The sequence below is a fragment of the Streptomyces anulatus genome (assembly GCF_000721175.1).
Classification (GTDB): domain Bacteria; phylum Actinomycetota; class Actinomycetes; order Streptomycetales; family Streptomycetaceae; genus Streptomyces; species Streptomyces anulatus_C.
Genome location: NZ_JOEZ01000011.1, coordinates 34031 through 59905 on the forward strand (window position 1 = coordinate 34031; position 25875 = coordinate 59905).

General features: G+C 71.9%; 23 protein-coding genes, 1 tRNA gene and 1 pseudogene. 12 read left to right on the forward strand and 13 right to left on the reverse strand.

Going from position 1 to position 25875, the window contains the following annotated elements:
* Positions 1 to 31: 31 nt before the first annotated feature.
* From IG90_RS39420 to glmS, 5 genes and pseudogenes are all read left to right on the forward strand, one after another.
* A pseudogene (locus tag IG90_RS39420) lies at positions 32 to 348 on the forward strand (GNAT family N-acetyltransferase); the annotation flags it as partial.
* The gene (locus IG90_RS45810; protein WP_030582864.1) at positions 345 to 614 is read left to right on the forward strand and encodes a hypothetical protein; all 270 of its coding nucleotides are present in this window, start codon (positions 345 to 347) and stop codon (positions 612 to 614) included. The pseudogene IG90_RS39420 and the gene IG90_RS45810, both read left to right, overlap by 4 nt.
* 241 nt (positions 615 to 855) lie before the next feature.
* Positions 856 to 1737, forward strand: a complete 882-nt coding sequence (locus tag IG90_RS0113885) for a DUF4429 domain-containing protein (protein ID WP_030582867.1) — start codon at positions 856 to 858, stop codon at positions 1735 to 1737.
* A gap of 86 nt (positions 1738 to 1823) precedes the next feature.
* Positions 1824 to 2099: a hypothetical protein gene (locus IG90_RS0113895; RefSeq protein WP_003968990.1), complete on the forward strand. Its 276-nt coding sequence runs from the start codon at positions 1824 to 1826 to the stop codon at positions 2097 to 2099.
* A 71-nt stretch (positions 2100 to 2170) separates the two neighbouring features.
* Entirely contained in the window at positions 2171 to 4000 is a 1830-nt protein-coding gene (glmS, locus tag IG90_RS0113900; RefSeq protein ID WP_030582870.1) for a glutamine--fructose-6-phosphate transaminase (isomerizing), read from the forward strand.
* Between the two features lie 106 nt (positions 4001 to 4106).
* Here glmS and IG90_RS0113905 read toward each other — a convergent pair whose 3' ends face one another.
* On the reverse strand, positions 4107 to 4628 hold the full coding sequence (locus IG90_RS0113905) for a universal stress protein (RefSeq protein WP_030582873.1): 522 nt from the start codon (positions 4626 to 4628) through the stop codon (positions 4107 to 4109).
* Between the two features lie 1029 nt (positions 4629 to 5657).
* Between IG90_RS0113905 and IG90_RS0113910 the strand changes: the two genes are divergently transcribed.
* From IG90_RS0113910 to IG90_RS0113920, 3 genes are all read left to right on the forward strand, one after another.
* Positions 5658 to 6875 carry a helix-turn-helix domain-containing protein gene (locus IG90_RS0113910; RefSeq protein ID WP_030582876.1) on the forward strand — a complete coding sequence of 406 codons (1218 nt, stop codon included), beginning with the start codon at positions 5658 to 5660 and terminating at the stop codon, positions 6873 to 6875.
* A gap of 10 nt (positions 6876 to 6885) precedes the next feature.
* Entirely contained in the window at positions 6886 to 7491 is a 606-nt protein-coding gene (gene orn, locus IG90_RS0113915; protein WP_030582879.1) for an oligoribonuclease, read from the forward strand.
* Between the two features lie 120 nt (positions 7492 to 7611).
* Positions 7612 to 7684: transfer RNA gene (locus IG90_RS0113920), tRNA-His, on the forward strand.
* A 195-nt stretch (positions 7685 to 7879) separates the two neighbouring features.
* Here the strand turns inward: IG90_RS0113920 and IG90_RS0113930 are convergent.
* On the reverse strand, positions 7880 to 9019 hold the full coding sequence (locus IG90_RS0113930; RefSeq protein ID WP_030582882.1) for a PucR family transcriptional regulator: 1140 nt from the start codon (positions 9017 to 9019) through the stop codon (positions 7880 to 7882).
* Between the two features lie 86 nt (positions 9020 to 9105).
* Between IG90_RS0113930 and IG90_RS0113935 the strand changes: the two genes are divergently transcribed.
* Positions 9106 to 10161 (forward strand): ferredoxin reductase, encoded by a 1056-nt coding sequence (locus tag IG90_RS0113935; protein ID WP_233435870.1) that lies wholly within the window; start codon positions 9106 to 9108, stop codon positions 10159 to 10161.
* Between the two features lie 7 nt (positions 10162 to 10168).
* Entirely contained in the window at positions 10169 to 11287 is a 1119-nt protein-coding gene (locus IG90_RS0113940; protein ID WP_030582888.1) for a fatty acid desaturase family protein, read from the forward strand.
* Positions 11288 to 11533: 246 nt separating this feature from the next.
* Here the strand turns inward: IG90_RS0113940 and IG90_RS0113945 are convergent, their stop codons facing one another.
* From IG90_RS0113945 to IG90_RS0113980, 8 genes are all read right to left on the reverse strand, one after another.
* Entirely contained in the window at positions 11534 to 12571 is a 1038-nt protein-coding gene (locus IG90_RS0113945; RefSeq protein ID WP_030582890.1) for a LacI family DNA-binding transcriptional regulator, read from the reverse strand.
* A gap of 168 nt (positions 12572 to 12739) precedes the next feature.
* Positions 12740 to 14209, reverse strand: coding sequence for a GH1 family beta-glucosidase (locus IG90_RS0113950; protein ID WP_030582892.1), 1470 nt, complete (start codon positions 14207 to 14209; stop codon positions 12740 to 12742).
* A gap of 76 nt (positions 14210 to 14285) precedes the next feature.
* Positions 14286 to 15206 carry a carbohydrate ABC transporter permease gene (locus IG90_RS0113955; RefSeq protein WP_030582894.1) on the reverse strand — a complete coding sequence of 307 codons (921 nt, stop codon included), beginning with the start codon at positions 15204 to 15206 and terminating at the stop codon, positions 14286 to 14288.
* A 14-nt stretch (positions 15207 to 15220) separates the two neighbouring features.
* Complete coding sequence (locus tag IG90_RS0113960; RefSeq protein WP_030582896.1) at positions 15221 to 16219, reverse strand: carbohydrate ABC transporter permease; 999 nt, start codon at positions 16217 to 16219, stop codon at positions 15221 to 15223.
* Between the two features lie 182 nt (positions 16220 to 16401).
* Positions 16402 to 17724: an ABC transporter substrate-binding protein gene (locus IG90_RS0113965; protein ID WP_030582898.1), complete on the reverse strand. Its 1323-nt coding sequence runs from the start codon at positions 17722 to 17724 to the stop codon at positions 16402 to 16404.
* Between the two features lie 493 nt (positions 17725 to 18217).
* Entirely contained in the window at positions 18218 to 18613 is a 396-nt protein-coding gene (locus IG90_RS0113970; protein ID WP_030582901.1) for a hypothetical protein, read from the reverse strand.
* Positions 18614 to 18786: 173 nt separating this feature from the next.
* The gene (locus IG90_RS0113975) at positions 18787 to 20214 is read right to left on the reverse strand and encodes a sensor histidine kinase (RefSeq protein WP_030582904.1); all 1428 of its coding nucleotides are present in this window, start codon (positions 20212 to 20214) and stop codon (positions 18787 to 18789) included.
* Positions 20211 to 20957 carry a response regulator transcription factor gene (locus IG90_RS0113980; protein ID WP_030582907.1) on the reverse strand — a complete coding sequence of 249 codons (747 nt, stop codon included), beginning with the start codon at positions 20955 to 20957 and terminating at the stop codon, positions 20211 to 20213. The genes IG90_RS0113975 and IG90_RS0113980 overlap by 4 nt, the downstream gene beginning before the upstream one ends.
* A gap of 133 nt (positions 20958 to 21090) precedes the next feature.
* On the opposite strand from IG90_RS0113980, the gene IG90_RS0113985 reads away from it, so the two are divergent.
* Positions 21091 to 21657, forward strand: a complete 567-nt coding sequence (locus IG90_RS0113985; RefSeq protein WP_030582909.1) for a hypothetical protein — start codon at positions 21091 to 21093, stop codon at positions 21655 to 21657.
* Positions 21658 to 21663: 6 nt separating this feature from the next.
* On the opposite strand, the gene IG90_RS0113990 is transcribed toward IG90_RS0113985, so the two are convergent.
* On the reverse strand, positions 21664 to 22614 hold the full coding sequence (locus tag IG90_RS0113990; protein WP_030582912.1) for a spermidine synthase: 951 nt from the start codon (positions 22612 to 22614) through the stop codon (positions 21664 to 21666).
* A gap of 76 nt (positions 22615 to 22690) precedes the next feature.
* Positions 22691 to 23152 carry a hypothetical protein gene (locus IG90_RS0113995; protein ID WP_030582915.1) on the reverse strand — a complete coding sequence of 154 codons (462 nt, stop codon included), beginning with the start codon at positions 23150 to 23152 and terminating at the stop codon, positions 22691 to 22693.
* 243 nt (positions 23153 to 23395) lie between these two features.
* On the opposite strand from IG90_RS0113995, the gene IG90_RS0114000 reads away from it, so the two are divergent.
* Positions 23396 to 24805, forward strand: a complete 1410-nt coding sequence (locus IG90_RS0114000; protein WP_030582917.1) for an NsdA family TPR-like regulatory protein — start codon at positions 23396 to 23398, stop codon at positions 24803 to 24805.
* 467 nt (positions 24806 to 25272) lie between these two features.
* Here IG90_RS0114000 and IG90_RS0114005 read toward each other — a convergent pair whose 3' ends face one another.
* On the reverse strand, positions 25273 to 25869 hold the full coding sequence (locus tag IG90_RS0114005; RefSeq protein WP_030582919.1) for a histidine phosphatase family protein: 597 nt from the start codon (positions 25867 to 25869) through the stop codon (positions 25273 to 25275).
* Positions 25870 to 25875 lie beyond the last annotated feature (6 nt).

Below are 25875 nucleotides of genomic sequence, written 5' to 3' on the forward strand. Positions count from 1 at the left end.
AGAGTCCCGCGAGGAAGGCTCGGCGGCGACCACCCTCGTCGAGCCGAAGGGGCTGTACAAGGCGGAGCCCGGCGACGTCGGGATCCACTTCCCGGTCGCCCCCGCCGACTCCCCGGTGCACGGCTTCACCCGGGCCGTGGTCACCGCCGTGATGGATTCCCTCTTCGCCGACCCGTCGTGCGGCGCGTCGGCGTCGAGCCCGACGTGACCAACAGCGCCGTACAGGTCCTCGACAAGGCCGTCGGCTTCGAGGTGCTCCGGGAGATCGCCGAACCGGAGAAGGACGTCCTGCTCAGCGCCTGCACCCGGGAGCAGTTCGAAGCAGCAACCGGAGGGGACGAGCGATGACGCCCGCCCTCACCGGCAGCGTCGCCCACCTCTCCCCGGGGCGCTCGGCCACCGCAAACCGACTGCCGGTACGCAAAGCACTGGCGGAATTCAGCCACGAGCGGCTGCCGGCCCCCACGCCGCTCGGTGACGACCGCTACACCGACCGTAGTGAGGGCGCGTCCGCCGAGTACCGTTTCACGGCGCACCTCTTCGCCCCGGACCACTGGCAGGTCGAGGGCGAGACCATCACCGGGCAGCGGGCCGGCTCCGAACTCCCCTTGTAAACACTGGAGTTCTTCATCAAGCTGCGGCAACTCCGCCGGACCTCCGAGGAGGTCCTGCCGGACCACCTGGAGGAGGTCTCCTCCACCCTGGCCGGAACCGCCTACAAACTCACCGAGGAACCGGCCACCTCCGGCCAGCTCGTCGCCGCCGGCTTCCAGGCCATCGAGACCGAGGACGGTCCCTCGGGCGCTCACCTTCTGCCCTGGGGCGCACAGGCGGCGGGCTGGCAGAATCGGGGCCATGGCAGAAATCATCCAGCGGGACGGAACGTGGACGTTCGACGGGGGCACCGTGCGCATCGTGCCGGGGGGAAAGGCGCACCCGCTCCGGCAGCAACTGGGTGAGATAGCCGTGCCGGTGCAGGCGGTGGCGGGCATCTCCTTCGAACCGGACCGCAAGGGCGGGCGGCTGCGGCTACGGCTGCGCGGCGGCGCCTGCCCGGTGCTGCGGGCCGCCGACGGCCGCCTGAAGGACGGCGCCGACCCCTATGTGCTGACCGTGGAGAAGGACCGCACGGGGGTCGCGGAGTACTTCGTCGACGAGGTCCGCAACGCGCTGCTGATCGAGCAGGTGCCGGACGGCCCTGTGGACCGCTTCCTGCTGCCCGGCCCCGCGCTGCCGGTCTCCGGCGGGGGCGGCGACGGCACGGCGTCCTTCGACGGCGAGACGGTCCGGCTGACCTGGAACTGGAAGGCCGAGGAGTCCAAGACCGCCGGGGGCCCGACCGTCCTCCCGCTGTCGCGGATCGCGGGCGTACGGTGGCTGCCCTCGATCGGGCTGGAGAACGGCTACCTCCGCTTCGAGCCGGTGGACGGCCCCTCCTCCGCGCCGCCGAAGTACGACACGTACGCCCTGGACCTGTGGGGGCTGTCGAAGAAGGAGTACACCGCGGTCCTGGTCGCGGCGGCGGTGATGATGCGGCTGCCCGGGGCCCGGGCGGCGCTGGACGCACCGGAGACGGCCCCGTCCCTGGCCAAGGCGGCGGAGCCCGTCGCCCCGCCCGCCGGGGATCACGACGCGCTGCTGCGGCGACTGCGGGAGCTGGGCGAGCTGCACCGGGCCGGGGTGCTCACCGACGAGGAGTTCAGCACCGCGAAACAGGCCGTTCTGCGCAGCATGTGACCCGATCGGCCAGCCCTTCGGAGGCCCCCTGCCCGATTTCGGGCAGATTTCTTGCATAAGAACGCCCCGACACGCAATATCGACGGGTGCTTGAACGCCGCTCGTCGCACGACGACCTCATCGATCACCTCGTACGCTCCACCGCGCTCCAGCGCGGCGAGGCGGCCCGGGTGATCCTCGACGTGCTGGCGTACTTCGACGAGAGCACCGACGACTTCGTCCGGCGCCGCCACCGCGAACTGCAGTCCGGCGGCCTGGTCAACACGGAGATCTTCGAGCGGATCGCGGCCGAGCTGCCGCACCGCGCCGTGGCGCCGCCGGAGCTCTCGCTCCGCCAGCTGCGCCGCATCGTCTACGGCTGAGCGAGCCGGGCGCCCGTGCGGGGCGCCGAACGCATGCGTGTACGTGTACGTCGATGGAGGGGCAGAGAATCATGTGCGGGATCGTCGGATACATCGGAAGGCGTGACGTCGCTCCGCTGCTGCTGGAAGGCCTGCAGCGGCTGGAGTACCGGGGGTACGACTCCGCGGGCATCGTCATCACCGGCAAGGCCGCCGCGGGCAAGCCGGGCGCGCTGAAGATGGTCAAGGCCAAGGGCCGGGTCCGCGAGCTGGAGGCCAAGGTCCCCAAGCGGTTCGCCGGCACCACCGGCATCGCGCACACCCGCTGGGCCACCCACGGCGCGCCGAGCGACGAGAACGCCCACCCGCACCTGGACGCGGAGAACAAGGTCGCCGTCGTCCACAACGGGATCATCGACAACGCCTCCGAGCTGCGGGCCAGGCTCACCGCCGACGGGACCGTCTTCCTCTCCGAGACCGACACCGAGGTGCTGGTCCACCTGATCGCCCGCGCCCAGGCCGACACCCTGGAGGAGAAGGTCCGCGAGGCGCTGCGCCACGTCGAGGGCACCTACGGCATCGCCGTGCTGCACGCCGACTTCAACGACCGCATCGTGGTCGCCCGCAACGGCTCCCCGGTCGTCCTCGGCATCGGCGAGAAGGAGATGTTCGTCGCCTCCGACGTCGCCGCCCTGGTCGCCCACACCCGCCAGGTCGTCACCCTGGACGACGGCGAGATGGCCACCCTGAAGGCCGACGACTTCCGTACGTACACCACGGAGGGCTCGACCACGACGGCCACGCCGACCACCGTGGAGTGGGAGGCCGAGTCGTACGACATGGGCGGCCACGACACGTACATGCACAAGGAGATCTCCGAGCAGGCCGACGCCGTGGACCGCGTGCTGCGCGGCCGGATCGACGACCGGTTCTCCACCGTGCACCTGGGCGGCCTCAACCTGGACGCCCGCGAGGCGCGCGGGGTGCGCCGGATCAAGATCCTCGGCTGCGGCACCTCGTACCACGCGGGCCAGATCGGCGCCCAGCTGATCGAGGAACTCGCCCGCATCCCCGCCGACGCCGAGCCGGCCTCCGAGTTCCGCTACCGCAACCCGGTCGTGGACCCCGACACCCTGTACATCGCGGTCTCCCAGTCGGGCGAGACGTACGACGTGCTGGCCGCCGTCCAGGAGCTGAAGCGCAAGGGCGCCCGGGTCCTCGGCGTGGTCAACGTGGTCGGCTCCGCGATCGCCCGGGAGGCCGACGGCGGCACGTACGTCCACGCGGGCCCGGAGGTCTGTGTGGTCTCCACCAAGTGCTTCACCAACACCGTGGTCGCCTTCGCGCTGTTCGCGCTGCACCTGGGCCGGATCCGTGACCTGTCGGTCGCGGACGGCAAGCGGATCATCGACGGGCTGCGCCGGCTGCCGGAGCAGATCAGCGAGATCCTGGCGAACGAGGACGAGATCAAGCGGCTCGCGGCGGAGTACGCGGACGCCAAGTCGATGATGTTCATCGGCCGGGTGCGCGGCTACCCGGTGGCCCGCGAGGCCTCGCTGAAGCTGAAGGAGGTCTCGTACATCCACGCCGAGGCCTACCCGGCCTCCGAGCTGAAGCACGGCCCGCTCGCGCTGATCGAGCCCGCGATGCCGACCGTGGCGATCGTGCCGGACGACGACCTGCTGGAGAAGAACCGCGCCGCGATGGAGGAGATCAAGGCCCGCAGCGGCCGTATCCTCGCCGTCGCCCACCAGGTGCAGGAGAAGGCCGACCACACCATCGTCGTGCCGAAGAACGAGAACGAGCTGGACCCGATCCTCATGGGCATCCCGCTCCAGCTCTTCGCGTACCACACGGCCCTCGCCATGGGCCGCGACATCGACAAGCCGCGCAACCTGGCGAAGTCCGTGACGGTCGAGTAGACGGCGGTGCGCAGACGCCTGGCCCCGTACCGTCGCGAGGACGGTACGGGGCCAGGCGTGTGCTGCCCCAGGGCCCGCTGACGGTTCCTCAGGGATGTCGGGGCGCTCAGGGAATGACGATGACGGGGCGTTGCGCGCGACGGGCGAGGCGGCCGGCCACGGACCCGAAGATCCGGCCGACGATGCCGTGCGTGGAGCCCACGACGATGGCGTCGGCGGCGTACTCCCGGCCGACCTCCTCCAGCTCGTGGCAGATGTCGCCGCCTCGCTCGACGAGCACCCAGGGCACCTCGGAGAGGTAGTCCGCGCAGGCCAGTTCCAGGCCGAGGACTTCGGTGCGGTGATCGGGGACGTCGACGAAGACGGGGGGCTCGCAGCCCGCCCAGACCGTGGTCGGCAGCCGGTTGGCGACGTGGACGATGATCAGACCGGAGCCCGAGCGTCCGGCCATGCCGATGGCGTAGGCGAGCGCCCGCTCACTGGACGTGGAGCCGTCGAAACCGACCACCACTCCGTGCCGGAAGGCGGGATCGCACGCAGGGCGTGCTTCTTCGACCGTCCGCGGCTCCGACGCGGGGTCGGCTACCGGCTTGCGGTCTTTGGGTTCAGGGATTTCGTGACCGGCCATCGGTGTCTCGGCGAAGAGAGTCCTCGTGAGGAGGGAACGGTTTCGAGAGGTGCATCAGCTGGTGGTGAAGCTCTGTCCGGGAATCATCTTCCCAAGCCCATACCCCCAAGGGTACGGCGTCACTCCTCCACCGCCCAGACCCCCGCAAAAGCGTGCGCGACGCTGGAGGGAGCATGCCCGAGCCTGTCCGGGATGGCAATGCCGGTTGTGCCGTACACGGGCCTCGGAGGGGTCGAACACCGTCGGTCGTCCTGTTTTTGGCGACGGCCCGCGACCGCCCGGCGCACCCGCCGGTGACGCCCGCACCCGGTCTCCGTTGGCCACGCCGTCACCGGGCCCGCACCCCGGGGAGTGACACCGCGCGGAGCCCCGCGCGACCCTCGTCCGGGAGGAGCCCGGCGGCGGCGACGGGAACGGCGGGCGGCCCGGTCCGGCGGGCCGTCGCCGACCGCCCGCCCGAACCTGCGGTTCTCGTGCTCCACGGCGTACCGGTCGGTGCTGCGGCCCCGCTTCGTCCTCGGCCTCGCCCGTGCCACGACGGCCCGCCGCAGCTTCCCGCGGCAGTCCGAGCACACCGTGGTTCACGGGGGTCGAGGGAGCGCGCCGGTGCGGTTGCCATGAGGCGGTTGTGCGCCCGGCGTGACCGGATACAGCACACACAACCGATAGTTTTCAGCCAACTTCGCCTGGGCGCCGATCCTTTCACCGGATGGCCGGACACCCCACCGCCCACCAGGCAGGAACGGACCGCGCGGTACGCTTTCACCCGACGCGGACGGGCCACGTTGTCGAAGGGCACTTCCCTGTGCGCTTCGCGAGTGAAACGCTTCGTGATCGAACGCTTCACGCCACGTTTCCTTATCGACATTGAGCTGGTGGGGGAAGGTGTCACGGCGGGACCACGCGACGCAGTAGATTCGATCTTGGAAATCGGAGACTGGGGACACGTGCGACACCGAGGGGAAACGTGCAGGAGCGACAGGCCCGTAAGGACCAGGGAGACGCGAACACCGAGGGGGGCTTAGCGTCATGAGCCAGGACTCCGCCGCCGCGACGGAGGCCGCACGCAAGCTGACCGGGCGGCGACGCCGGGAAGTCGTTGCCGTGCTGCTGTTCAGCGGCGGCCCTATCTTCGAGAGCTCCATCCCGCTCTCCGTTTTCGGAATCGACCGGCAGGACGCGGGAGTTCCCCGCTACCGCCTGCTGGTCTGCGGCGGCGAGGAAGGACCGTTGCGCACCACCGGTGGGCTCGAACTCACCGCGCCGTACGGCCTGGAGGCGATCAGCAGAGCCGGCACCGTGGTGGTGCCCGCCTGGCGGTCGATCACCTCGCCGCCGCCCGCCGAGGCACTGGACGCGCTGCGGCGCGCCCACGAGGAGGGCGCCCGCATCGTCGGTCTGTGCACGGGAGCCTTCGTGCTCGCGGCCGCCGGCCTGCTGGACGGCCGGCCGGCCACCACGCACTGGATGTACGCACCGACGCTGGCCAAGCGCTATCCGTCGGTGCACGTCGATCCGCGCGAGCTGTTCGTGGACGACGGTGATGTGCTCACCTCCGCCGGCACGGCCGCCGGGATCGATCTCTGCCTCCATATAGTCCGCACCGACCACGGCACGGAAGCCGCCGGGGCACTCGCCCGCCGGCTCGTCGTGCCGCCGCGGCGCAGTGGCGGGCAGGAGCGCTACCTGGACAGGTCTTTACCGGAGGAGATCGGGTCCGACCCGCTCGCCGAGGTCGTGGCCTGGGCCCTGGAGCATCTGCACGAGCAGTTCGACGTGGAGACGCTCGCCGCGCGCGCCTACATGAGCAGACGGACCTTCGACCGCAGGTTCCGTTCGCTCACCGGCAGCGCACCGCTGCAGTGGCTGATCACCCAGCGGGTGCTGCAGGCGCAGCGGCTGCTGGAGACCTCCGACTACTCGGTCGACGAGGTCGCCGGCCGCTGCGGCTTCCGCTCCCCGGTCGCGCTGCGCGGGCACTTCCGCCGCCAGCTCGGCTCCTCCCCCGCCGCGTACCGGGCCGCCTATCGGGCCCGTCGTCCGCAGGGGGTGGCGGAGAGTGCCTCGACGGTGGTCGAGACGATGGTGCCCAGCCAGGGGCCGCCGTCCGGACGCCGGGGCTCGCCCGTGCCCTCCGCACCCGTCGCCGTGGCGGCGTCGGTGGGACCCGGGGAGCACTCCCTGCCGGGTCCTGACGCGTACGTTCCCGGGCGCCCGGCCCTGCCGGGACAGCGGAGTGCCCCGTAGGGTGGGGCGCATGAACGACCGCATGGTGTGGATCGACTGCGAGATGACCGGGCTCTCGTTGACGGACGACGCACTCATCGAGGTGGCCGCCCTGGTCACCGACTCGGAGCTGAACGTGCTCGGCGAAGGGGTGGACATCGTGATCCGCCCGCCGGACGCGGCCCTGGAGACCATGCCCGAGGTGGTGCGGCAGATGCACACCGCCTCGGGCCTCCTCGACGAGCTGGCCGGGGGCACCACCCTGGCGGACGCCGAGGAGCGGGTCCTGGACTACGTCCGTGAGCACGTGAAGGAGCCCGGCAAGGCCCCGCTCTGCGGAAACTCGGTCGGCACCGACCGCGGGTTCCTGGCCCGGGACATGCGGGATCTGGAGGGCTACCTCCACTACCGGATCGTTGACGTGTCCTCGGTCAAGGAGCTGGCCCGGCGCTGGTATCCCCGGGCGTACTTCAACAGCCCGGCCAAGAACGGCAACCACCGGGCGCTGGCGGACATCCGCGACTCCATCACGGAGCTCCGCTTCTACCGGGAAGCGGTCTTCGTGCCGCAGCCCGGCCCGGACTCCGAGCGCGCCAAGGAGATCGCGGCGCGTCTGGCGGCCCCGGCCGCACCGTAGGAACCCGCTGGTCACGGGCGCGGAAGCGCCCGTGGACCGGCCCCGGGAAACGGGGGCGCGAGCACCCTCCCGGACCCTGTACACTTTTTCTCGGCCGGTCGGAAACGACCGGGCGACATGGTGGGTATAGCTCAGCTGGCAGAGCACCTGGTTGTGGTCCAGGATGTCGCGGGTTCAAGTCCCGTTACTCACCCTGAAAGAGGGGCCCCGGTCTTCGGACCGGGGCCCCTCTGCTTGCCGTGCGGCCGTGTGCTGCTCAGCCGGTCAGCCGGTCAGCCGGTCAGAACGTGACGTCGGAGCAGAACCGTAGTGGCCGGTGACCGTCTTCTCCACGGCCCTGGCGAGGAATATGTGACCTGGGAGGTGTCCCAGATCACCGACCAGATGCTCAGCTGACCCGGAGACCGACCGCCAGCGTCAGTTCAAGGACCCGGTGTGGCGATGCGAGATCCGGAAACAGCTCCCGTAGCTGCGACATCCGGTACCGGACTGTCTGCGGATGGACGAACAGTGCCGCCGCCACCTCGTCTCGCCTGCCCTGGTGCAGCAGCCACGCCCGCAACGTCTCCTCCAGCCGCTGTGCGGTTGCGACAGGCAAGGTCTGCAACGGTGCGAGGGCTCGGGCGCGCAGGTCTTCGAGCGCGTCCACGTCGGCGCTCAGCACCAGCTCGGGCAGGTGGTCCTCGGTGTCGCGAATATCGGAGGAGAGGGAGCGCGCGCGTACGGCCCGTGCGTACGAGGCGGACGCACGCGTCCATGGCCGGGCCGGGCCGACCACGGCGGTGCGGTCGGTCAGCTGCCGCAGGAGACGTGATCGGTCGGCATCGGGGACGAGCAGCACACCGGTGGCATCCGGCAGATCGTCGAGGACGAGGGTGCTCGGGTCGAGCACGCGGTAGGCGGGTCGGGCCTGGGCGGCGGGCAGCAGGACCGCGGTCAGCGTAACCGGAGGCTGCCACCCGGCCCGTTGGCCGGAGGCCAGCAGCACGTCCGGGCTCGCCCCGGCGAGGAGGTCGCGGGCCAGGTGTTCCAGGTGGCGCTCGTGGGCCCTGCCCCGGGCGGCCAGTTCGTCGGCGTGGCCCGCGGCGCTCGCGGCGGAGAGCTCGTCGATGTAGGCGAAGGTCAGCTCGGCGAACTTGGCGACCTCGGCGGCGGGCAGACCCGCGGGTACGGCACCCGCTGCCAGGCATCGCCAGGCCACTCGGGCGCCGACGCGGTAGGCGCTGAGCAGGGCGTCCATCGAACGGCCGTCGCGCACCTCGCCGCGGCCCAGCTCGTAGGCTGCGTCACCGGCGTCGCCGCCTGTGGCTTTCCCGCTCGCGAGGTCCAGGTAGTGCCCCAGGGCGGTCCGGACGGATCGGCGGATGGTGCCGCCCATGCGGCCCGAAAGGGCATTGGCGTAGGAAGGGACCTCGTCGATGATCGCCTGGACGACCTCGTCGGCGGTGGTCTTCAGCGCCGCCCGGAGTGCGGTGACCGTCGTCTCGTCCAGGGCCAGTTCGCTGGCCCTCCGGATTGCATGGCTCACGTTTTGTTCCCTGCGAACAATTCAGCCGACCAGATTTACGTCCTGCGGTCAGGACTTTACGCCTTGAGGCGCAGCAAGCTGGGGTCATGACGAGTGCAGCCCTCCGCAGTAGGGCGTGGAAACTGCTGGAGATGGTCACGACGCCGCTGCTGCCGTCGGACTACCTCGACCTGGTCAGCCCGCTGCGTGCGGGCGCCGACCTGTGTGGGCGCATCGAGGCCGTGCACCCCGAGACGGGTGACGCCGCGACTGTCGTGATCAGGCCGGGACGGGGCTGGCGCGGCCACACAGCAGGTCAGTACGTGCGGATCGGGGTCGACGTCGACGGGGTGCGCCTGTGGCGTGCCTACTCCCTCACCTCGCCGGCAGACCGCCAGGACGGCCGCGTCACGATCACCGTGAAGGCGATCCCGGGCGGCAAGGTCAGCAACCACCTGGTCCGCAGGGCGAAACCGGGCACGCTGATCCAGCTCGACCAGCCGACCGGTGACTTCGTGCTGCCGCGGGCCAAGCCCGCCAAGGTGCTCTACCTGACGGCCGGCAGCGGCATCACGCCAGTGATGGGCATGCTGCGCGACACCGAGTTCGACGACGTCGTCATGGTCCACTGCGCGCCACAGCCGAAGGACGTGATCTTCCGCGACGAACTGCACGACCTGGTCGCGGACAAGAAGCTCCGGCTCACCGAGGTGCACACCGACACGGACGGCATGCTCGACATCGCCCGCCTCGGCGAACTCGTGCCTGACTGGGCCGAGCGCGAGACCTGGGCCTGCGGGCCCGCGGGCCTGCTCGACGCCGCCGAAGAGCACTGGACCGAGCACGGCGTCCAGGAGCGCCTGCACACCGAACGCTTCCGCGCCGGCATCGTCGTCGCCGGCGACGGCGGCGAGGTCACGTTCAGCGTCACCGGCAGGACCGTCGACGCGGACGGCGCCACGCCGTTGCTGGACATCGGCGAGGAGGCCGGCGTGCTCATGCCCTCCGGGTGCCGCATGGGCATCTGCTTCGGCTGCGTCACGCCGCTCAAGGCGGGCGCCGTCCGCGACCTGCGCACCGGCGAGATCACCGAGGCCGAGCCGGGCGTCCTCATCCAGACCTGCGTGTCCGCCGCGGCGGGCCCCTGCGACATCGAACGGTAGGAGCACCTTGACCGCCATCGACCCCACCGCCCACCTGACCACGGAGCAGATCGAGGAGCTGGGCCGCGAGCTGGACGCGATCCGCGACGAGGTGATCGCCGGCCGCGGCGAGAAGGACGCCGCCTACATCCGTAAGGTCATCTCGGCGCAGCGCAAGCTCGAGCTGGTCAGCCGGGGCGTGCTGTTGTTCTCGATCTTCCCGCCCGCGTGGCTGCTCGGCACCGCCGGGCTGTCCGTGGCGAAGATCATGGACAACATGGAGATCGGCCACAACGTCCTGCACGGCCAGTGGGACTGGATGCGGGACCCGAAGATCCACTCCACCACCTGGGAGTGGGATCACGTCTCGCCGTCCGACCAGTGGAAGCACTCGCACAACGAGCTGCACCACACGTACACCAACGTGATCGGCAAGGACAACGACCTCGGCTACGGCATCATGCGCGTCGACGAGGACCAGAAGTGGCACCCCTTCCACCTCGGCCAGCCGCTGTGGAACTTCCTCAACGCCTGCTTCTTCGAGTACGGCATCGCGGCGTACGACCTGGAGCTCGGCAAGAACCTCGACAAGCGCCGCCGCAAGGACCCGGAGTTCCGCGCGCGGGCCAGGGCCGTGGGCCGCAAGATCCGCAAGCAGGTGCTCAAGGACTACGTGATCCATCCGGCGCTGTCGGGCCCGTCGTTCCTCACCACGCTCGCCGCCACGTTCACCGCGAACCTGGTCCGCAACATCTGGACCCATTCGGTGATCATGTGCGGGCACTTCCCCGAGGGCGTACAGGTCTTCGAGCGCCGGTCGATCAAGGGTGAGACGCGCGGCCAGTGGTACCTGCGCCAGATGATGGGCTCGGCGAACATCAGCGGCAGCAAGGCCATGCACTTCATGACCGGCAACCTGTCGCACCAGATCGAGCACCACCTGTTCCCGGACCTGCCGAGCAACCGGTACGCCGAGGTCGCGGTGAAGGTGCGCGCCCTGTTCGAGAAGTACGAGCTGGAGTACGTCACCGGCCCGCTGCCCAAGCAGGTGTTCTCCGCGTGGCACAAGGTCTTCCGGCTCGCGCTGCCGAACAAGAAGTCCAAGGTCGAAACGCCGGACCACGGGCAGGAGCTCGTCGCCGCCTGAACCCCGGTACCGGTTCAGATCTCCCGGCCGTACCGACGGCGCCGCCCGGACCGGTGAGACCCGATGCGGACGGTGGGCGGCCGCGACGTCAGACCGTACGACCGGGGCCAGGGGCAAACCGGCAGGCCCACCGTGTGATGTGTGTGGTGCGTCACGCGTTCGCCGTACGCCGCGAGCACGGGCCGTCGGAACCGAGGAGCGTGAAGAGAGCTCGTGAATCCGGAGGGCCCGCCACCGCCGGCACGGTCACGACGAGTCGCGGACCACCAGCTCCGTGGGCAGCACCACCGAAGGGCGCTCGTCGCCCGGGGCGCGGCCGGCGATCTCGTCCAGGAGGAGCTGGGTCATGCGGCGGCCCATCTCCTCGATGGGCTGGCGGACGCTGGTGAGGGCCGGGTGCATGTGGCGGGCGACCACCGAGTCGTCGAAGCCGATCAGGGCCACGTCCTCCGGGATGCGGCGGTCCGCCTCGCGCAGGACCTGGCGGGCGCCGGCGGCCATCACGTCGGAGGCGACGAAGACCGCGTCGAGGCCGGGGCGGCGGACCAGGAGCTCGCGCATCGCCCGCGCGCCGCCCTCCTCGGTGAAGTCGGCGGGGGCGATGAGGCGCTCGTCGGGGGCGAGGCCGGCGGCGGAGACCGCCGCGCGGTAGCCGTCCAGGCGGCGCTGGGCGCCGTAGACCTCCAGGCGGCCGGTGATCGTGGCGATCTGGCGGCGGCCCCGGGAGACCAGGTGCTCGACGGCGGCCCGCGCGCCCTCGAAGTTGTCGGAGTCGACGGAGGGCAGCGTCTCGGCCGCGTGCCGGGCGCCGCTGATCACGCAGGGCATGCCCAGTTGTTCCAGGAGCTCCGGCAGCGGGTCGTCGGCGTGCACGGCGACCAGGAGGACCCCGTCGACGCGGTGGGCGGTGAGGTACTGGGCGAGGCGGCGGCGCTCGCGGTCGTTGCCGACGAGGGTGAGGAGCAACTGCATCTCGGTGTCCGCCAGGGCCGCGCCGACGCCGCGCACTATGGCGGAGAAGTACGGTTCGGCGAAGAAGCGGGTCTCCGGCTCGGGCACCACCAGGGCGATGGCGTCGGTGCGGTTGCCCGCCAGGGCGCGGGCGGCGCGGTTGGGGACGTACCCCAGCTCGGCCACGGCCGCCTCGACCGCCTCCCGGGTCGCGTCGCTGACCCGGGGCGAGCCGTTGATGACCCGCGATGCGGTGCCCCGGCCGACGCCGGCCCGTGCCGCCACCTCTTCGAGCGTGGGCCGCCCGCCGCTCCGTACTCGCGCTGCCGCCATGGCTGCCTCCCCGTTCCCGGTCAATTTCTCACAGCCGTAACGTCAATCCAAGTCCTGGATCGATCACCCCGGCGGGGGTACGGACAGTGTATTGGGAGCGCTCCCAGTCGGGCGGCGGAAGAAGCGGCGGGCCGGCCGGGGACGACCGGGCCCACCGCTCCCACGGGGTCAGGCGTCCGGAGCGGCCACCGGGGGCAGTGCGTGGCGGGCGATCACGTCGCCGTACCAGTACGCGCTGGACTTCGGCGTACGGCGCTGGGTCGCGTAGTCGACGTACACCGCGCCGAAACGCTTCGCATAGCCGTAGCCCCACTCGAAGTTGTCCATCAGGGACCAGAGGAAGTAGCCCCGCACATCCGCCCCGTCGGCCGCCGCGCGGCGCACCGCCTCCAGGTGACCCTGCAGGTAGGCGATCCGCTCGGGGTCGTGGACCCGGCCGTCCGCGTCCGGGGCGTCGTCGAAGGCCGCGCCGTTCTCGGTGACCATCAGCGGCAGGTCCGGGTGCTCGCGCGAGACGTCCATGAGGAGGTCGTAGAGGCCCTCCGGCTTGACCGACCAGTTCATCGCGGTGACCGGCCGGCCCTCGGCGAGGTGGAAGGCGACGTGCTCCGAGCCGGGCCACGGGGAGTGCTCGCTGCTGCCGTGGCCGTCGTTGCGGGTGTCGCCCGCACCGGTGGGCGACGCGCTGACGATGGTGGGCGTGTAGTAGTTCACGCCGAGCACGTCGATCGGGTGCGCGATCGCGGCCAGGTCGCCTTCCTGGATCAACTCGGGCCAGTTCACGATGCGCTCGGTGTCGGCCAGGAGGTCTTCCGGGTACGCGCCCTTCAGCATCGGGCCCGTGAAGATCCGGTTGCCCACCGCGTCGATCCGGCGCGCCGCGTCCGCGTCCGCCTCGCTGTCGGTCAGCGGTCGCACCTGGTGGAGGTTGAGGGTGACCGAGGTCTGCGCGGCAGCGGGGAGATTCGCGCGCAGCGCCTCGGCCGCCCGGCCGTGGGCGAGGTTGAGGTGGTGGGCGGCCCGCAGCGCGGCGGCCGGTTCGGTGCGGCCGGGGGCGTGGACCCCGGAGCCGTAACCGAGGAAGGCCGAGCACCAGGGCTCGTTCAGCGTGGTCCACATCCCGACCCGGTCGCCGAGCGCGCGGGCCATGATGGCGGCGTAGTCCGCGAACCGTTCGGCCGTCGCGCGCTCGGGCCAGCCGCCCGCGTCCTCCAACTCCTGCGGCAGGTCCCAGTGGTAGAGCGTGGCGACGGGCGTGATGCCGGCCGCCAGCAGCTCGTCGACGAGCGACCGGTAGAAGTCCAGGCCGCGTTCCACGGCGGGGCCCCGGCCGGTGGGCTGGACGCGGGACCAGGAGACCGAGAAGCGGTACGCCTGGAGCCCGAGGCGCTTCATCAGGGCGACGTCGTCGCGGTAGCGGTGGAAGTGGTCGGCGGCCACGTCCCCGGTGTCCCCGCCGAGGACCCGGCCGGGCGTGTGGCTGAAGGTGTCCCAGATGGAGGGGGTGCGGCCGTTCTCCCCGGCCGCGCCCTCCACCTGGTACGCGGCGGTGGCCGCGCCCCAGAGGAAGCCGGTCGGGAAGGGGGCCGTGGCGGCGGGGGCCTGCTGCGGGACCGTGTCAGGTCGGACGGCTGTCATGCGGGAGCGCTCCCTGGGGGAAGTGGCGAAAGTGAGGGGTGAGGTGTGAGAGGAAGAGAGAGGGGGGCGGGAGTGGTCAGCCCTTGACCGCGCCGGACATGATCCCGCCGACGATCTTCTTGCCGAAGACCACGAACACCACCAGCAGCGGCAGCGTGCTGATCAGCGCGCCCGCCATCACGATGGACTGGTCGGGGGTGTACGAGGCGCTGAGCTGGCCGAGGGCCACCTGGAGGGTCGGGTTCTGCTGGTTGAGGGCGAGGTAGGGCCAGAAGAAGTCGTTCCACGCCTGGACGAAGGTCAGCATCCCGAGCACCATCATCGCGGGGCGGGCCACCGGCAGCACCACGCTCACCACGATGCGGAGGTTGTTCGCGCCGTCGATCTTGGCCGCCTCGATCAGCTCGTACGGCAGCGCCTCGATCAGGTACTGGCGCATGAAGAACACGCCGAACGCGCTCACCAGCGTCGGGAAGATCACCGATTCGAGCTGCCCGCCCCAGCCGAGGCCGGACATCATCATGAACAGCGGGACGACGCTGAGCTGCGGCGGGATGGTGAGGGTCGCGATGACGGCGGTCATCAGCCAGCCGCGGCCCCGGAAGCGCATCTTGGCGAAGGCGTAGCCGGCGAGCGTGCAGAAGAAGAGCGTCGCGAGGGTGATCGAGGACGAGACGATGACGCTGTTGAGGATCGCCTTGCCGAGGTTGGCCTGTTCCCAGGCGGTCTGGATGTTCTCGATCAGCTTGCCGCCCGGGAGGAACGGCGGGGTGGAGGCGAGGACTTCGTCCTGGGTGCGGGAGGCCGCGACCAGGGTCCAGTAGAGCGGCAGCAGCGAGCCGAAGCCGACGACGGCGAGCGCGACGTACGCGAACGGGCCGCCCTTCATCTGCTGGCCGGCGCCGATCCGGAAGCGGCTCGGGCGCTGCGGGGCACTGCTCTTCGAAGCCGGCGCGAGCTTCACGGGGGCGGTGGGCGTGGGGCTGGTCATGGTCATGGAGGTGCTCCCGGTCAGACCGCGGACTTGCGGACGAATCGGCCGATGAACCAGTTGGCCGCGGCGATGATCAGCAGGAGGGCGAGCATCGCCCAGGCGACGGCGGCGGCCGGACCGAGGTGTCCGAGGTTCCAGCCGTAGTTGTAGAGGTAGATGCTGAGCGTCTCGTACTGGTTCTCGTTGCCGCCGGTGGCGCCCAGCGCGCCGCCCTCCAGCAGCAGCGGCTCACCGAAGAGCTGCATGGAGCCGATGGTGGAGATGACGATGGTGAACAGGATCGTCGGCCGCAGCGAGGGAATGGTCACCTTGCGGAACTGCTGCCAGCGCGACGCGCCGTCCAACGAGGCAGCCTCGTAGAGGTCGTTGGGGACGGCCTGCATCGCCGCCAGGTAGATCAGCGCGTTGTAGCCGGTCCAGCGCCAGATCACGATGACGGAGATGGCGATCTTCGAAGTCCAGTGCCCGTTGGCCCAGTTGGTGTCGTCGAAGCCGACCAGGCCGAGCGCCCAGTTCAGCAGCCCGCCGTCGGCCCGGAAGACCAGGGCGAAGACGAGGGCGGCCGAGGCGACCGAGGTCGCGTACGGGGTGAGGATGACCGTGCGCCAGAACGTGCTGGCGCGCAGGCGGTAGTTGAGGAGGTGGGCGAGGCCCAGGGCCACCAGGAGCTGCGGGACGGTGGAGATGACGCCGATCAGGAAGGTGTTGCTGACCGAGGTCCAGAACTCGGGGTCGTGCAGGATCTTGTCGAAGTTCTCCCAGCCCACCCACTCCATCGAGTCCAGGCCGGTCATCTCGACCCGGTGCAGGGCGATCCAGCCGGTGTAGAGGAGCGGGTAGAGCCCGAAGGCCCCGAAGACGAGGAAGAACGGTGCGATGTAAGCGTACGGGGACGCCTTGTCGTCGAACCGCCACAGTCGGCTCCGCCACAACTGCCGCCGCTCGCTGGGCGGTTGTTTCTGCGGTTCACGGGGCGGGGTCGCGTACGCATCCCGGGTGGGGGTCGAGGTTGCCACGGGCGGGGAGTCCTTCCCTGGGTGCGCCGACGGACGGCCGGGGCGGCTGGAGGGGGCGGCTGGAGATGGGCGGGCGGCCGGGGCGGGCGGGTGCCGCCCGCCCCGGCGCTTCGATCGGCCCGGACCGGTCGGGTCGCAGGCGCCTGGTGCCAGGTGCCTGGTGCCGGGCGTCCGGTGTCAGGTCAGCCGATGGCCTTCTCGATCGTCCGCAGGGCCGCGTCCCAGGCCTTGTCGGGGCTGGTGCCGCGCTGCTCCATGTTGTTGATCTGGGTGGAGATGGAGTCCTTGATCACGCCGTCCTTCGGGCCGAGCACCGCCTCGGGGATGGACTTCGCGCCGTCCGCGTAGATCTGGCCGATGGGGGCGTTGTTGAAGTACGGCAGGGTCGCGTTCTTCACGTCGGGCAGCTCGTAGGCGCCCTGGTTGGACGGGAAGACGCCGATCGCCTTGAAGACGGCGGCCTGCTGCTCGGGGGCGGTCAGCCACTTGACGAGCTTGGTGGCCTCGGCGACGTTCTTCCCGGACTTGGGGACGGCGAGGAACGAGCCGCCCCAGTTGGCGGAGGTGTTGCCGGGGGCGCTGGTGATGTCCCACTTGCCCTTGTTGGCGTCACCGGCGTACGTGGAGATCTGGCCGGCCATCCAGGCGGGGCAGACGACGGTGGCGACGGTGCTCTTGCGCAGGGCCGCCTGCCACTGGTCCTCGAACTGGGCCAGGCCCTGCGTCAGCTTCTTGGACGCGGCCTCGGCGGCGAGCTTCCAGCCCTTCTCGACGCTGGCGCTCTTCTCGTGGATCGGCTTGCCGCTCGCGTCGTAGTACTGCTCGGGGCTGGAGCTGACCACGGCGTTGAACATGGCGCTCGCGGAGTCCATGAAGTACGTGCCGGCGGGGGCCTTCTTCTTGTACTGCTCGCCGAGCGCGAGGAAGTCCTCCCAGCCGCCCTCGGTCAGCTTCGCGACCTCGGTGCGGTCGGTGGGCAGTCCGGCCTTCTCGAACAGTTCGCGGTTGTAGCAGAGGGACATGGGGCCGATGTCGGTGCCCGCGCCGATGACCGCGCCGCTGGGGGCGGTGGCCTGCTTCGCCTTCCACGACACCCACTCGTCCACGCCGATCGACTTGGAGAGGTCGGCGAAGGAGTCCGCCTTGGTGTCGACGATCTCCTTGATCCGGCCGACCTCGATGCCCTGGACGTCGGCGAGGCCACTGCCGGAGTTCAGCTGCTGGAGGAGCTTGGGGTAGTAGTTCTTCTCCTCGGCGGTGGTGTCCTCCTTGACCGTGATCTTCGGGTTCAGCTCGTGGTACTTCTCGAAGAGCCCGGCCTCCTTGTACCCGAACTGCCCGAAGTCGGCGACGGTCAGGGTGATGTTCCCGTCGGCGTCGGCTCCCTTGCCGGAGTCGGACGAGCCGCCGCATCCGGTGAGGAGGAGGGCGGTGACCGTGAGGCCCGTGGTGGCCACGAGGGGGGCTCGTAGGCGTCGACCGGCAACGCTGCGGGTGATGCGCATTCCACTGCTCCTTGTTCCGGGGTGGTACCGGCGCCGTTCCGCGAGGCAGGGCGGAGGGCGTCGGGTCTGCTGCGGGAAGAGGAAGCGCGCGAGACCTTCCCCCAGAGTGGGAGCGCTCCCATGCGCTGCTGCCGGAAGGTTCCTGCCTCAAGGGGGTGGGTGTCAAGACTTGAAGACGATTCCGTTGCCGAGGGATGTCCGGCGGGTCATGGAGGGGCCCTTGGGCCGCCCTCCCGTCGGAAGGTGAACGAGGGGCAGGCCGGGCCGGGTGAAGTACTGGGGAACGTCACCTCTGGCACTTTCTCCCTTATGCACTTCTTGAGCATCCCGGTCGGCGACGCCGGCCCCGGCGAGTGACGCGACCGCTGGTACCAGGACAGGGGCACGCCCCGGCCGGGTGTGGGGTGGGGTCCGGCCGGGGCGCGCAGTGGGGGGCACAGTGGTTCGGGGGGGTTCGGTGGACGAAGGGGATCGGCGGACCGGGTCGTGGGGGCTACTCGTAGGCCGCGAACGCCTTCGTGAAGGCCGGCGGCTCCTGGTCGATCGAGCTGCAGGTGGCGTCGGCTTCCGGCTTGGGTCCGCCGGGGCAGGCCCGGTCGCCCTTCACCGTGTGCTCGCCGTTCCGGAGCGAGCCGGTCTCCGTGCCCGCCGGGAGATCGGACTCCAGGGTCCGGTCGGTCGGCGGCCGGTCGGCCCCGTTGGTCACGACGTACTGGCCGGTGCAGCCGCCGCCCCAGGCGCTGGTACGGGTGCAGGCGGCGCCGATCGCGGCGGCCTGCGCCGTACCGGTCAGCGCGAGGACCGTGCCGCCACTGACGGCGGCGGCCACGACCGCGCCGATCGCCCTGGTGCGGGTGGCCGTCGTGCGACGGTGCGTCCGGGAAACCATCAACGTGCCTGCCTGCCTCTGTGTCCTGCGGATCCGTCCGGGGGCTCGCCTGTCCGGCGACGACCTGTCCGGGGACTTCGAGAGCACGCTAGCGGCAGCGGAACGGGCAAAGAGGGCCTTACGGGCGGGGGTTGATGTTCTTAGGGCGCGCTTAAGGAACACATGGGCGCGGGTTAATGCTGGGACCCGGTCACGGTACGGCTCTCCCCGCCCCGCTGCCGGCCGAGCCGGCGGCCGACCCGGCGGCCGTGTCCGCGCCGGCCGCGCTCGGGGCGGCTGCCGTGCAGGCCGATCCAGATCCGGACCTCCGTGCCGCCGAGGACGGACCGGCCGATGCGCAGGTCGCCGCCGGTGGACTCGGCGACCCGGCGCACGATGTCCAGGCCGAGGCCGGTGGAGCCGACGGACCCGCTCGCACCGTCGCGCCCGCTGGTGCCCCGGGCGAGGGCCGCCTTCGGGTCGGGGATCCCCGGGCCCGCGTCGGAGACGAGCACGATGACCGCGTCGCCGCTGTGGTGGACGTCGACGGAGAAGGCGGTGCCCTCGGGGGTGTGGCGGAAGACGTTGCCGAGCAACGCGTCGAGGGAGGCGGCCAGTTCGGGCCGGGCGACGGGGATGCGTACCGTACGGTCGACTCCCGCGAGGCGCACCTCGCGGCCCTCGTCCTCCGCGAGCGCCGACCAGAAGCCCATGCGTTCGCGGATCACCTCGGAGGCGTCGCAGCCCGCCCCCGGCTGCCCGCCCTGGGTCTGCGGGCGCTGTTCGCGGGCCGTGCGGATGATCGTGTCGACCTCGTGCTCCAGCTGCTGGACCGCCGCCCGGGTCTGCTCGGCCGCCGGGCCCTCGCCGAGCGACGCGGCGTTCAGCCGGAGCACGGTGAGCGGGGTGCGCAGGCGGTGCGAGAGGTCGGCGGCCAGCTCGCGCTCGTTGGCCAGGAGCTGGACGACCTGGTCGGCCATGGAGTTGAACGCGACGGCCGCGGACCGCAGTTCGGTGGGCCCCTCCTCGGGGACCCGGGTGCCCAGGCGCCCCTCCCCCAGGTCCTGGGCGGCGCCCGCGAGGCGCTGGGCGGGCTGCACCATGCGTACCCCGAGCCGGTCGGCGACCGCGACCGAGCCGACGATCAGCGCGACGCCGACGCCCGCCAGCATCAGCCAGGCGGTGGCGACCCCGTTGGAGACCTCGCCCTCGGGGACGAACACCTCGACGACGGCGATGTCCCCGGTGCCCAGCGCGGTCGGCTGGAGGAGGGCGAAGCCGCCGGCGACCTCGGTGATGGAGGCGCGCCCGGCCTTGCGCACGGTCTCCACGTCCTTGGGGGTGGCGCGCCGGGTTCCGATGTCCAGGGGCCCGCCCTCGGCCGGGACATGGACGGCGAGGCGCCCCCGGTCGCCGGGTTCGGTGGACAGGACGGCCCGGGTCAGCTCCTCGCGGTCGGTGGTGATGGAGAGGGTCGGGGCGATCATCGCGGCCTGGCGTTCGGCGTCGGAGAACGCCCGGTCGCTGGCCATCTCCCGGATGACGAGTCCGAGCGGTACGGCGAAGGCGATGACGACCATGGCGGTGACGGCCAGGCAGACCTTGACCAGGGCCCACCTCATGCGGGCGGCTCCGTGAACGGCGTATCGGCCGCGGCGCCGGCGGGGGCGGGGGCGTCGGCCGGCGGCTGGAGCTTCACGCCGACGCCGCGCAGGGTGTGCAGATAGCGCGGACGGGCGGCGGTCTCGCCGAGCTTGCGGCGCAGCCAGGACAGGTGGACGTCGATGGTCTGGTCGTCGCCGTAGGACTGCTGCCAGACCTCGGCCAGCAGCTCCTTGCGGGCGACGACCACGCCGGGCCGCCCGGCCAGGAAGGTGAGCAGGTCGAATTCGCGTCGGGTCAGGTCGAGTTCGGCCCCGTCCAGCTCGGCGCTGCGGCGCAGCGGGTCGATCGAGAGCCCGCCGACGCGGATGACCCTGGGCGGCGGGGCCTCGCCGCCGGCGGCGCGCGAGCGGCGCAGCACGGCGGCCATCCGGGCGGAGAGGTGCTCGACCGAGAACGGCTTGGTCAGGTAGTCGTCGGCGCCGTCGTTGAGCAGCCGGACGATCTCGCTCTCGTCGTCCCGGGCGGTGGCGATGATCACCGGGACATCGGTGATGGACCGCAGCATCTTCAGCGCCTCGGCGCCGTCCAGGTCGGGCAGCCCGAGGTCGAGGATGACCACGTCGAAGCGCAAGTGCGCGACCTCGCGCAGCGCTTCGAGCGCGGTGCCCACGCTCCGTACCGTGTGGGAGGCCTCACTGAGGTGCCGGATGAGGGCGGAACGTACGAACTGGTCGTCCTCGACCACGAGCACACTTGCCATGGGCGGCACCGTACGCCATGCCGGCGGGCCCGGTCCCGGGCCCGCCGGAAACCTCCGCAAAGGCCGGAGAAGGTCGATCGCACCAGCCCCCGGGGGGAGCCGGAAGCGGGCCGGGTGGTGCAGGATGTGCCGGATGCAACGAGGACTCGCACACGCGCTGGCGTGGTCGCTCGCCACCGGCGCGGCGGTCACGCTCTCGTGGTGGGGTGTGCACACGGTCATGACGGGGACGGCGTACGACCCGCCCCGGGCCGTGCCGGTCTCGGTGGGCGCGGGGCCTCCTCAGCGCATCGGGCAGAGCACCGGGGCGCCCCTCGTCTCCTCGACGCACCGGACGTCGCCCTCGCCTTCCGCCTCGGCCTCCGCCTCGCCGGGCACCGGCGGCGCGCGCCCGTCCCCGTCGGCCCCGCGCCCCTCCCGTACGCCGTCGACCGCCCCGGCGAAGCCGCCCGCGCCGTCGGCTTCGGGCGAGGTGAAGAGCTATCGCACCGACGGCGGCCGGGTCGTGTTCGAGCTCGGCGCGGACTCGGCGAAGCTCGTCTCGGCGACTCCGGGGCCGGGCTGGTCGATGCAGGTGTGGACGAACGACGCCTGGATCCGGGTGGACTTCAGCGACGGGGGCGGGGCGGACGGGAAGACGTACTCGGTGTTCTGCACGTGGAACGGGACGCCGCCGACCGTGCAGGTCGTCGAACCGTAGACGTGATCAGGGGTTCTCGAAGACGGACGGCGGCGGCGCGGGGGACGGCTCGGCCACGGCGTCGGTGACGACGGCCGCGCCGCCGGTGAAGTCGGTGAGCGCACGGCCGTGTTCGACGCGGCCGGGGTGCGGGTCGCTCGCCACCCGCCGGGTGAACTCCGCGACCGGGAGCGGCAGGGCCGAGGCGAGCAGGACCGCGTTGCCGAAGCGGCGGCCCCGCCACACCACCGGGTCGGCGGCCAGGGCCAGTTCGGGGAAGACGGCGGCGGCGGTGGCGACCTGGCCGCGCAGATGGGCGAGCGGAGGGCCGTCGGCGAGGTTGGCCGCGTACCGCCCTTCGGGCTTCAGAACCCGGCGGACCTCGGTGAGGAACTCGGCCGAGGTGAGGTGCGCGGGGGTGCGGGCCCCGCTGAACACGTCCGCGATGACCAGATCCGCCCAGCCGTCCGGGAACCTGCCGAGTCCTTCGCGGGCGTCGGTCGCCCGGACCCGGACGCGGGCCTGGGGGTCCAGCGGGAGGTGGTCGCGGACGAACTGCACGAGGGGCGCGTCGAGTTCGACGATCTGCTGGGTGGAGCGGGGGCGGGTCGCGGCGGTGTACCGGGCGAGGGTGAAAGCGCCGCCGCCCAGGTGCAGGACGTGCAGCGGCCGGAGCGGAAGTGCGGCGAGGTCGATGACGTGGCCGAGACGGCGCTGGTACGCGAAGATGAGGTGCGTGGGGTCGTCGAGGTCCACGTGGGACTGCGGGGCGCCGTCGATCAGGAGCGTCCAGCCCTGCGGGCGCTCCCGGTCGGGTATGAGCTCGGCGAGACCGCCGCCGACCGACCGGGAGACCGGCTCGCGCTCGGCCCGCCCGGAGCCCCGGCGTTCCCCGCGCCCCTTCGCCCTGGCGCCGCCGGCCCTGTCCTTGTCCGCCGCTTTGCTCCTGCCGCGGGCCGGCGCTCCTCGACGTGCCACGTTTGCTGGTCCTTGCTGGTGGGGGCCCGGGTCGCCGGCCGCGGCGGAGCGTTCCGCCCGTCCGGCCATTATGGGCTCAGCGGCAGTTGTCGGCCGCCTCGATCAGCCGGGCGGCCTGGTCGAGGGCGGCACGGAGCACGGCCGGATCGGTGACCGGGGCGTCGGCGGCGGGCGGGAGCAGCCAGCCGGAGCCGGAGACGGGCGGCTCGGCGGGGATGCGCAGCCCGCGCCCGTCGGTCCTCGTACAGGCGCTGCCGGGTACGTCCCAGCCATCGGCGGTGCCCGGCGGCACGAGGAAGCCGAGGGTGTCGCAGGCGCCGTCGTGCAGGACCGGGCCGACGGCTTCCTGGTCCCGTCCCCGGCGGAGGATGTCGACGGCCTCCAGGCCCTGCCGCGCCGGCACCGTGACGAGGTCGCAGGATCTGTCCGCCGTCGGGCCGGTCGAGGCTGTCGGATCGGCCGGGGCCGCCAGACCGGTCGGGGCCGTCGGTTTCGTCGCGGTCGTCCGTGAGCCGGTCTCCCTGCCGAGATGCAACAAGGGAACCCCTCCTCTCATCGCCGAACGGAGCCACACTCCGTCTCCGCATGGACCAACGCCGGGGGTGCGTCAAGGGCTACGGGCCCACACCGCCGCAAAGGGTGGCAGTTCATGGCGGATCGGGGGTGGAATGCCCCTTTTGCAGGGAAACGCTCCGTGTGTGACCCGTCACAACAGGTACGTTCTTGCTCCGCCGGGACACCGGGAACCACACATCCCGGCCGCACCAGAGAGGGGCCGGCCATGGTGTCGACAGCGGCAGTTCCCAACCTCGTCTTCCGTCAGCTGCGCGGACAGCGCTCCGCCGGGGAGTTCGCGGCGGCCGTGCGCAGAGCGGCACGGGAGATCGGGGAGCAGGTCGCGTGCGACGCCCGGTACATCGGGCGGGTGGAGTCAGGGGAGATCCGCTGCCCCAACTACGCCTACGAGCGCGTCTTCCTGCACATGTTCCCCGGGGCGTCCCTGGCCGATCTGGGGTTCTCGGCCCGCGAGAGCGTACGGGGGCGGGGCGCCCGGGTCGTGTCCGAACCGGCGCCCGTGGCCGCCCCTTTCCCGCCCGGCCCCGGCCTCCACCGCGACACCGAAACCGACGACATCCCCGAGGAGAGCGACGTGCTGCGTCGCGTGTTCATGACCAGCGGCACCGCCACGGTGGCGGCCGCTTCCCTGGGTCTCGGCGGGGCACCCGCCTCCGCCGCCCGGGTCTCTCTGCCCGCGCAGCGCCGGGTCGGCGAGGCGGAGGTGAGCGCCGTCGAGAAGGCCGTACGGCAGATCCGGCTGCTGGACGACCGGCACGGCGCGGACGGGCTCTACCAGCGGGCCGCGCAGCCGCTGCGCGCGGCGTACGAGCTGCTGGACGCCGGGACCACCGCACGGCGCGCCACCTCGGACCGGCTGCACTCGGGCGCGGGCGAGCTGGCCGTCTCGGTGGGCTGGCTGGCCCACGACTCGGGCCGCTTCGCCGACGCCCGCTCGCACTACGCGGAGGCGCTGGCCACGGCGCGGCTGGCCGGGGACGCGGGTCTCGAGGCGCACGCGTTCTGCAACACGTCGTTCCTGGCCCGGGACGCGGGCCGGCCCCGGGAGGCGGTACGGGCGGCGGAGGCCGGCCGGCGGGCCGCCCGCACGCTGGGGTCGCCCCGGCTGCTGGCACTGCTCGCGCTGCGGGAGGCGGGGGGCCGGGCGGGACTCGGTGACCGTACGGGGTGCGACCGGGCGATCGGGCGGGCCCGGGCGGCGTTCGAACGGGGGCCGGCGGCGGGTGATCCGGAGTGGATGAGCTTCTTCCAGGAGGCGGAGCTGGAGCTGCTGGAGGCGCAGTGCTGGTCGGCGCTGGGCGACTGGCCCCGGGCGACGCGGCACGGGCGGCGGGCGACGGCGCTCCAGGACCCGCACTTCACCCGGAACCTGGCGCTGTACCGGACCCAGCTGACGGGGGACCTGGCGCGGGCGGGGCGGGTGGACGAGGCGGCGGCGACGGGGCACCAGGTGCTGGACCTGCTGAACCGGGTCCAGTCCTCACGGATCCGGGGGATGCTGGCGGGGGCGGCGCGCGTGCTGGAATCCCGGTCCGGGGCGACCCCGGTGGCCGACTTCCTGACCCGCCACCGATCCAGCCCGCCCGGGCCGCCGCCCAGCCCGTCCGGCGTTTGAGGACGGAACCGGTGAGCACGTTCCCGGATCGCGCGAACCCGGCCTGCCCGGGCCCACCTCCCAGCCCGTCCGGCGTTTGAGGACGGAAGCGTGCAGCACGTTCCCGGGTGCGGATCAGGTCCTCCCGCGCCACGGGGTCCGTGAAGGGCTCGCCCCCACCGGCCGAAGGGTTCCGTCCTCAAACGCCGGACGGGCTTGAGTGGGTCCAGGTGCCCGCGCTCAAGCGTCGGACAGGATTGGGTGGGCCAGGGCGACCGCCCTCAAACGCCGGACGGGCTTGGGCGGGCCGCGGTTCCGCCCTCAAGCGTCCGGCGGGCTTGGGCGGGCCGCGGTGACCGCCCTCAAGCGTCCGGCGGGCTTGGGTGGGCCGCGGTGACCGCCCTCAAGCGTCCGGCGGGCTTGGGTGGGCCGGGGCGACCGCCCTCAAACGCCGGACGGGCTTGGGTGGGCGCGGGCTGCCCGCAGGGTCACCGCTCCAGGTGCCCCGTGTCGTTCCAGCGTTCCACGGCCGGCAGGCCGTACGCCCAGCCCAGGACCGACAGTGACGTCGGCTCCAGACGGATGCGGGCGCCGAAGGACAGGTCCTCACCCAGCCACCGCGCCCCCAGGGCCCGCAGGATGTGGCCGTGGGCGAAGACCAGGACGTCCCGGTCCGCCGAGCGCGCCCAGGAGACGATCTCGTCCGCGCGGGCGGTGACGTCGGCGACGGACTCCCCGTCCGGGACCCCGTCGCGCCAGATCAGCCAGTCCGGCCGGTCCGCCTTGATCTGCGCCGGGGTCAGCCCCTCGTACGCCCCGTAGTCCCACTCCATCAGCGCGTCCCACGGCTCGGCCCGCTTCCCGAAGCCGGCGAGCTCACAGGTCTCCGCGGCCCGGACGAGAGGGCTGGTGCGGACCTCGACGCCGGGCAGCCCCGCCCAGGGCGCCCGGTGCAACCGCTCGCCGAGCAGTTTCGCGCCCTCGCGCCCGGTGTCCAGGAGCGGGATGTCCGTCCTGCCGGTGTGGTTACCCCGGACCGACCACTGGGTCTGGCCGTGCCGGGCGAGCAGGATGCGCGGTGCCATGACGGC

Excerpts from the sequence above, each read along its gene's own strand:
- IG90_RS0113910 (WP_030582876.1), top strand. The coding sequence starts at position 5,658 with ATGAGCCAGGACTCCGCCGCCGCGACGGAGGCCGCACGCAAGCTGACC.
- IG90_RS0113885 (WP_030582867.1), top strand. The coding sequence starts at position 856 with ATGGCAGAAATCATCCAGCGGGACGGAACGTGGACGTTCGACGGGGGC.
- IG90_RS0113935 (WP_233435870.1), top strand. The coding sequence starts at position 9,106 with ATGACGAGTGCAGCCCTCCGCAGTAGGGCGTGGAAACTGCTGGAGATG.
- IG90_RS45810 (WP_030582864.1), top strand. The coding sequence starts at position 345 with ATGACGCCCGCCCTCACCGGCAGCGTCGCCCACCTCTCCCCGGGGCGC.
- IG90_RS0113980 (WP_030582907.1), bottom strand. The coding sequence starts at position 20,957 with ATGGCAAGTGTGCTCGTGGTCGAGGACGACCAGTTCGTACGTTCCGCC.
- IG90_RS0113905 (WP_030582873.1), bottom strand. The coding sequence starts at position 4,628 with ATGGCCGGTCACGAAATCCCTGAACCCAAAGACCGCAAGCCGGTAGCC.
- IG90_RS0113950 (WP_030582892.1), bottom strand. The coding sequence starts at position 14,209 with ATGACAGCCGTCCGACCTGACACGGTCCCGCAGCAGGCCCCCGCCGCC.
- IG90_RS0114005 (WP_030582919.1), bottom strand. The coding sequence starts at position 25,869 with ATGGCACCGCGCATCCTGCTCGCCCGGCACGGCCAGACCCAGTGGTCG.
- IG90_RS0114000 (WP_030582917.1), top strand. The coding sequence starts at position 23,396 with ATGGTGTCGACAGCGGCAGTTCCCAACCTCGTCTTCCGTCAGCTGCGC.
- IG90_RS0113985 (WP_030582909.1), top strand. The coding sequence starts at position 21,091 with ATGCAACGAGGACTCGCACACGCGCTGGCGTGGTCGCTCGCCACCGGC.
- glmS (WP_030582870.1), top strand. The coding sequence starts at position 2,171 with ATGTGCGGGATCGTCGGATACATCGGAAGGCGTGACGTCGCTCCGCTG.
- IG90_RS0113970 (WP_030582901.1), bottom strand. The coding sequence starts at position 18,613 with ATGGTTTCCCGGACGCACCGTCGCACGACGGCCACCCGCACCAGGGCG.
- IG90_RS0113965 (WP_030582898.1), bottom strand. The coding sequence starts at position 17,724 with ATGCGCATCACCCGCAGCGTTGCCGGTCGACGCCTACGAGCCCCCCTC.
- orn (WP_030582879.1), top strand. The coding sequence starts at position 6,886 with ATGAACGACCGCATGGTGTGGATCGACTGCGAGATGACCGGGCTCTCG.
- IG90_RS0113945 (WP_030582890.1), bottom strand. The coding sequence starts at position 12,571 with ATGGCGGCAGCGCGAGTACGGAGCGGCGGGCGGCCCACGCTCGAAGAG.
- IG90_RS0113955 (WP_030582894.1), bottom strand. The coding sequence starts at position 15,206 with ATGACCATGACCAGCCCCACGCCCACCGCCCCCGTGAAGCTCGCGCCG.
- IG90_RS0113975 (WP_030582904.1), bottom strand. The coding sequence starts at position 20,214 with ATGAGGTGGGCCCTGGTCAAGGTCTGCCTGGCCGTCACCGCCATGGTC.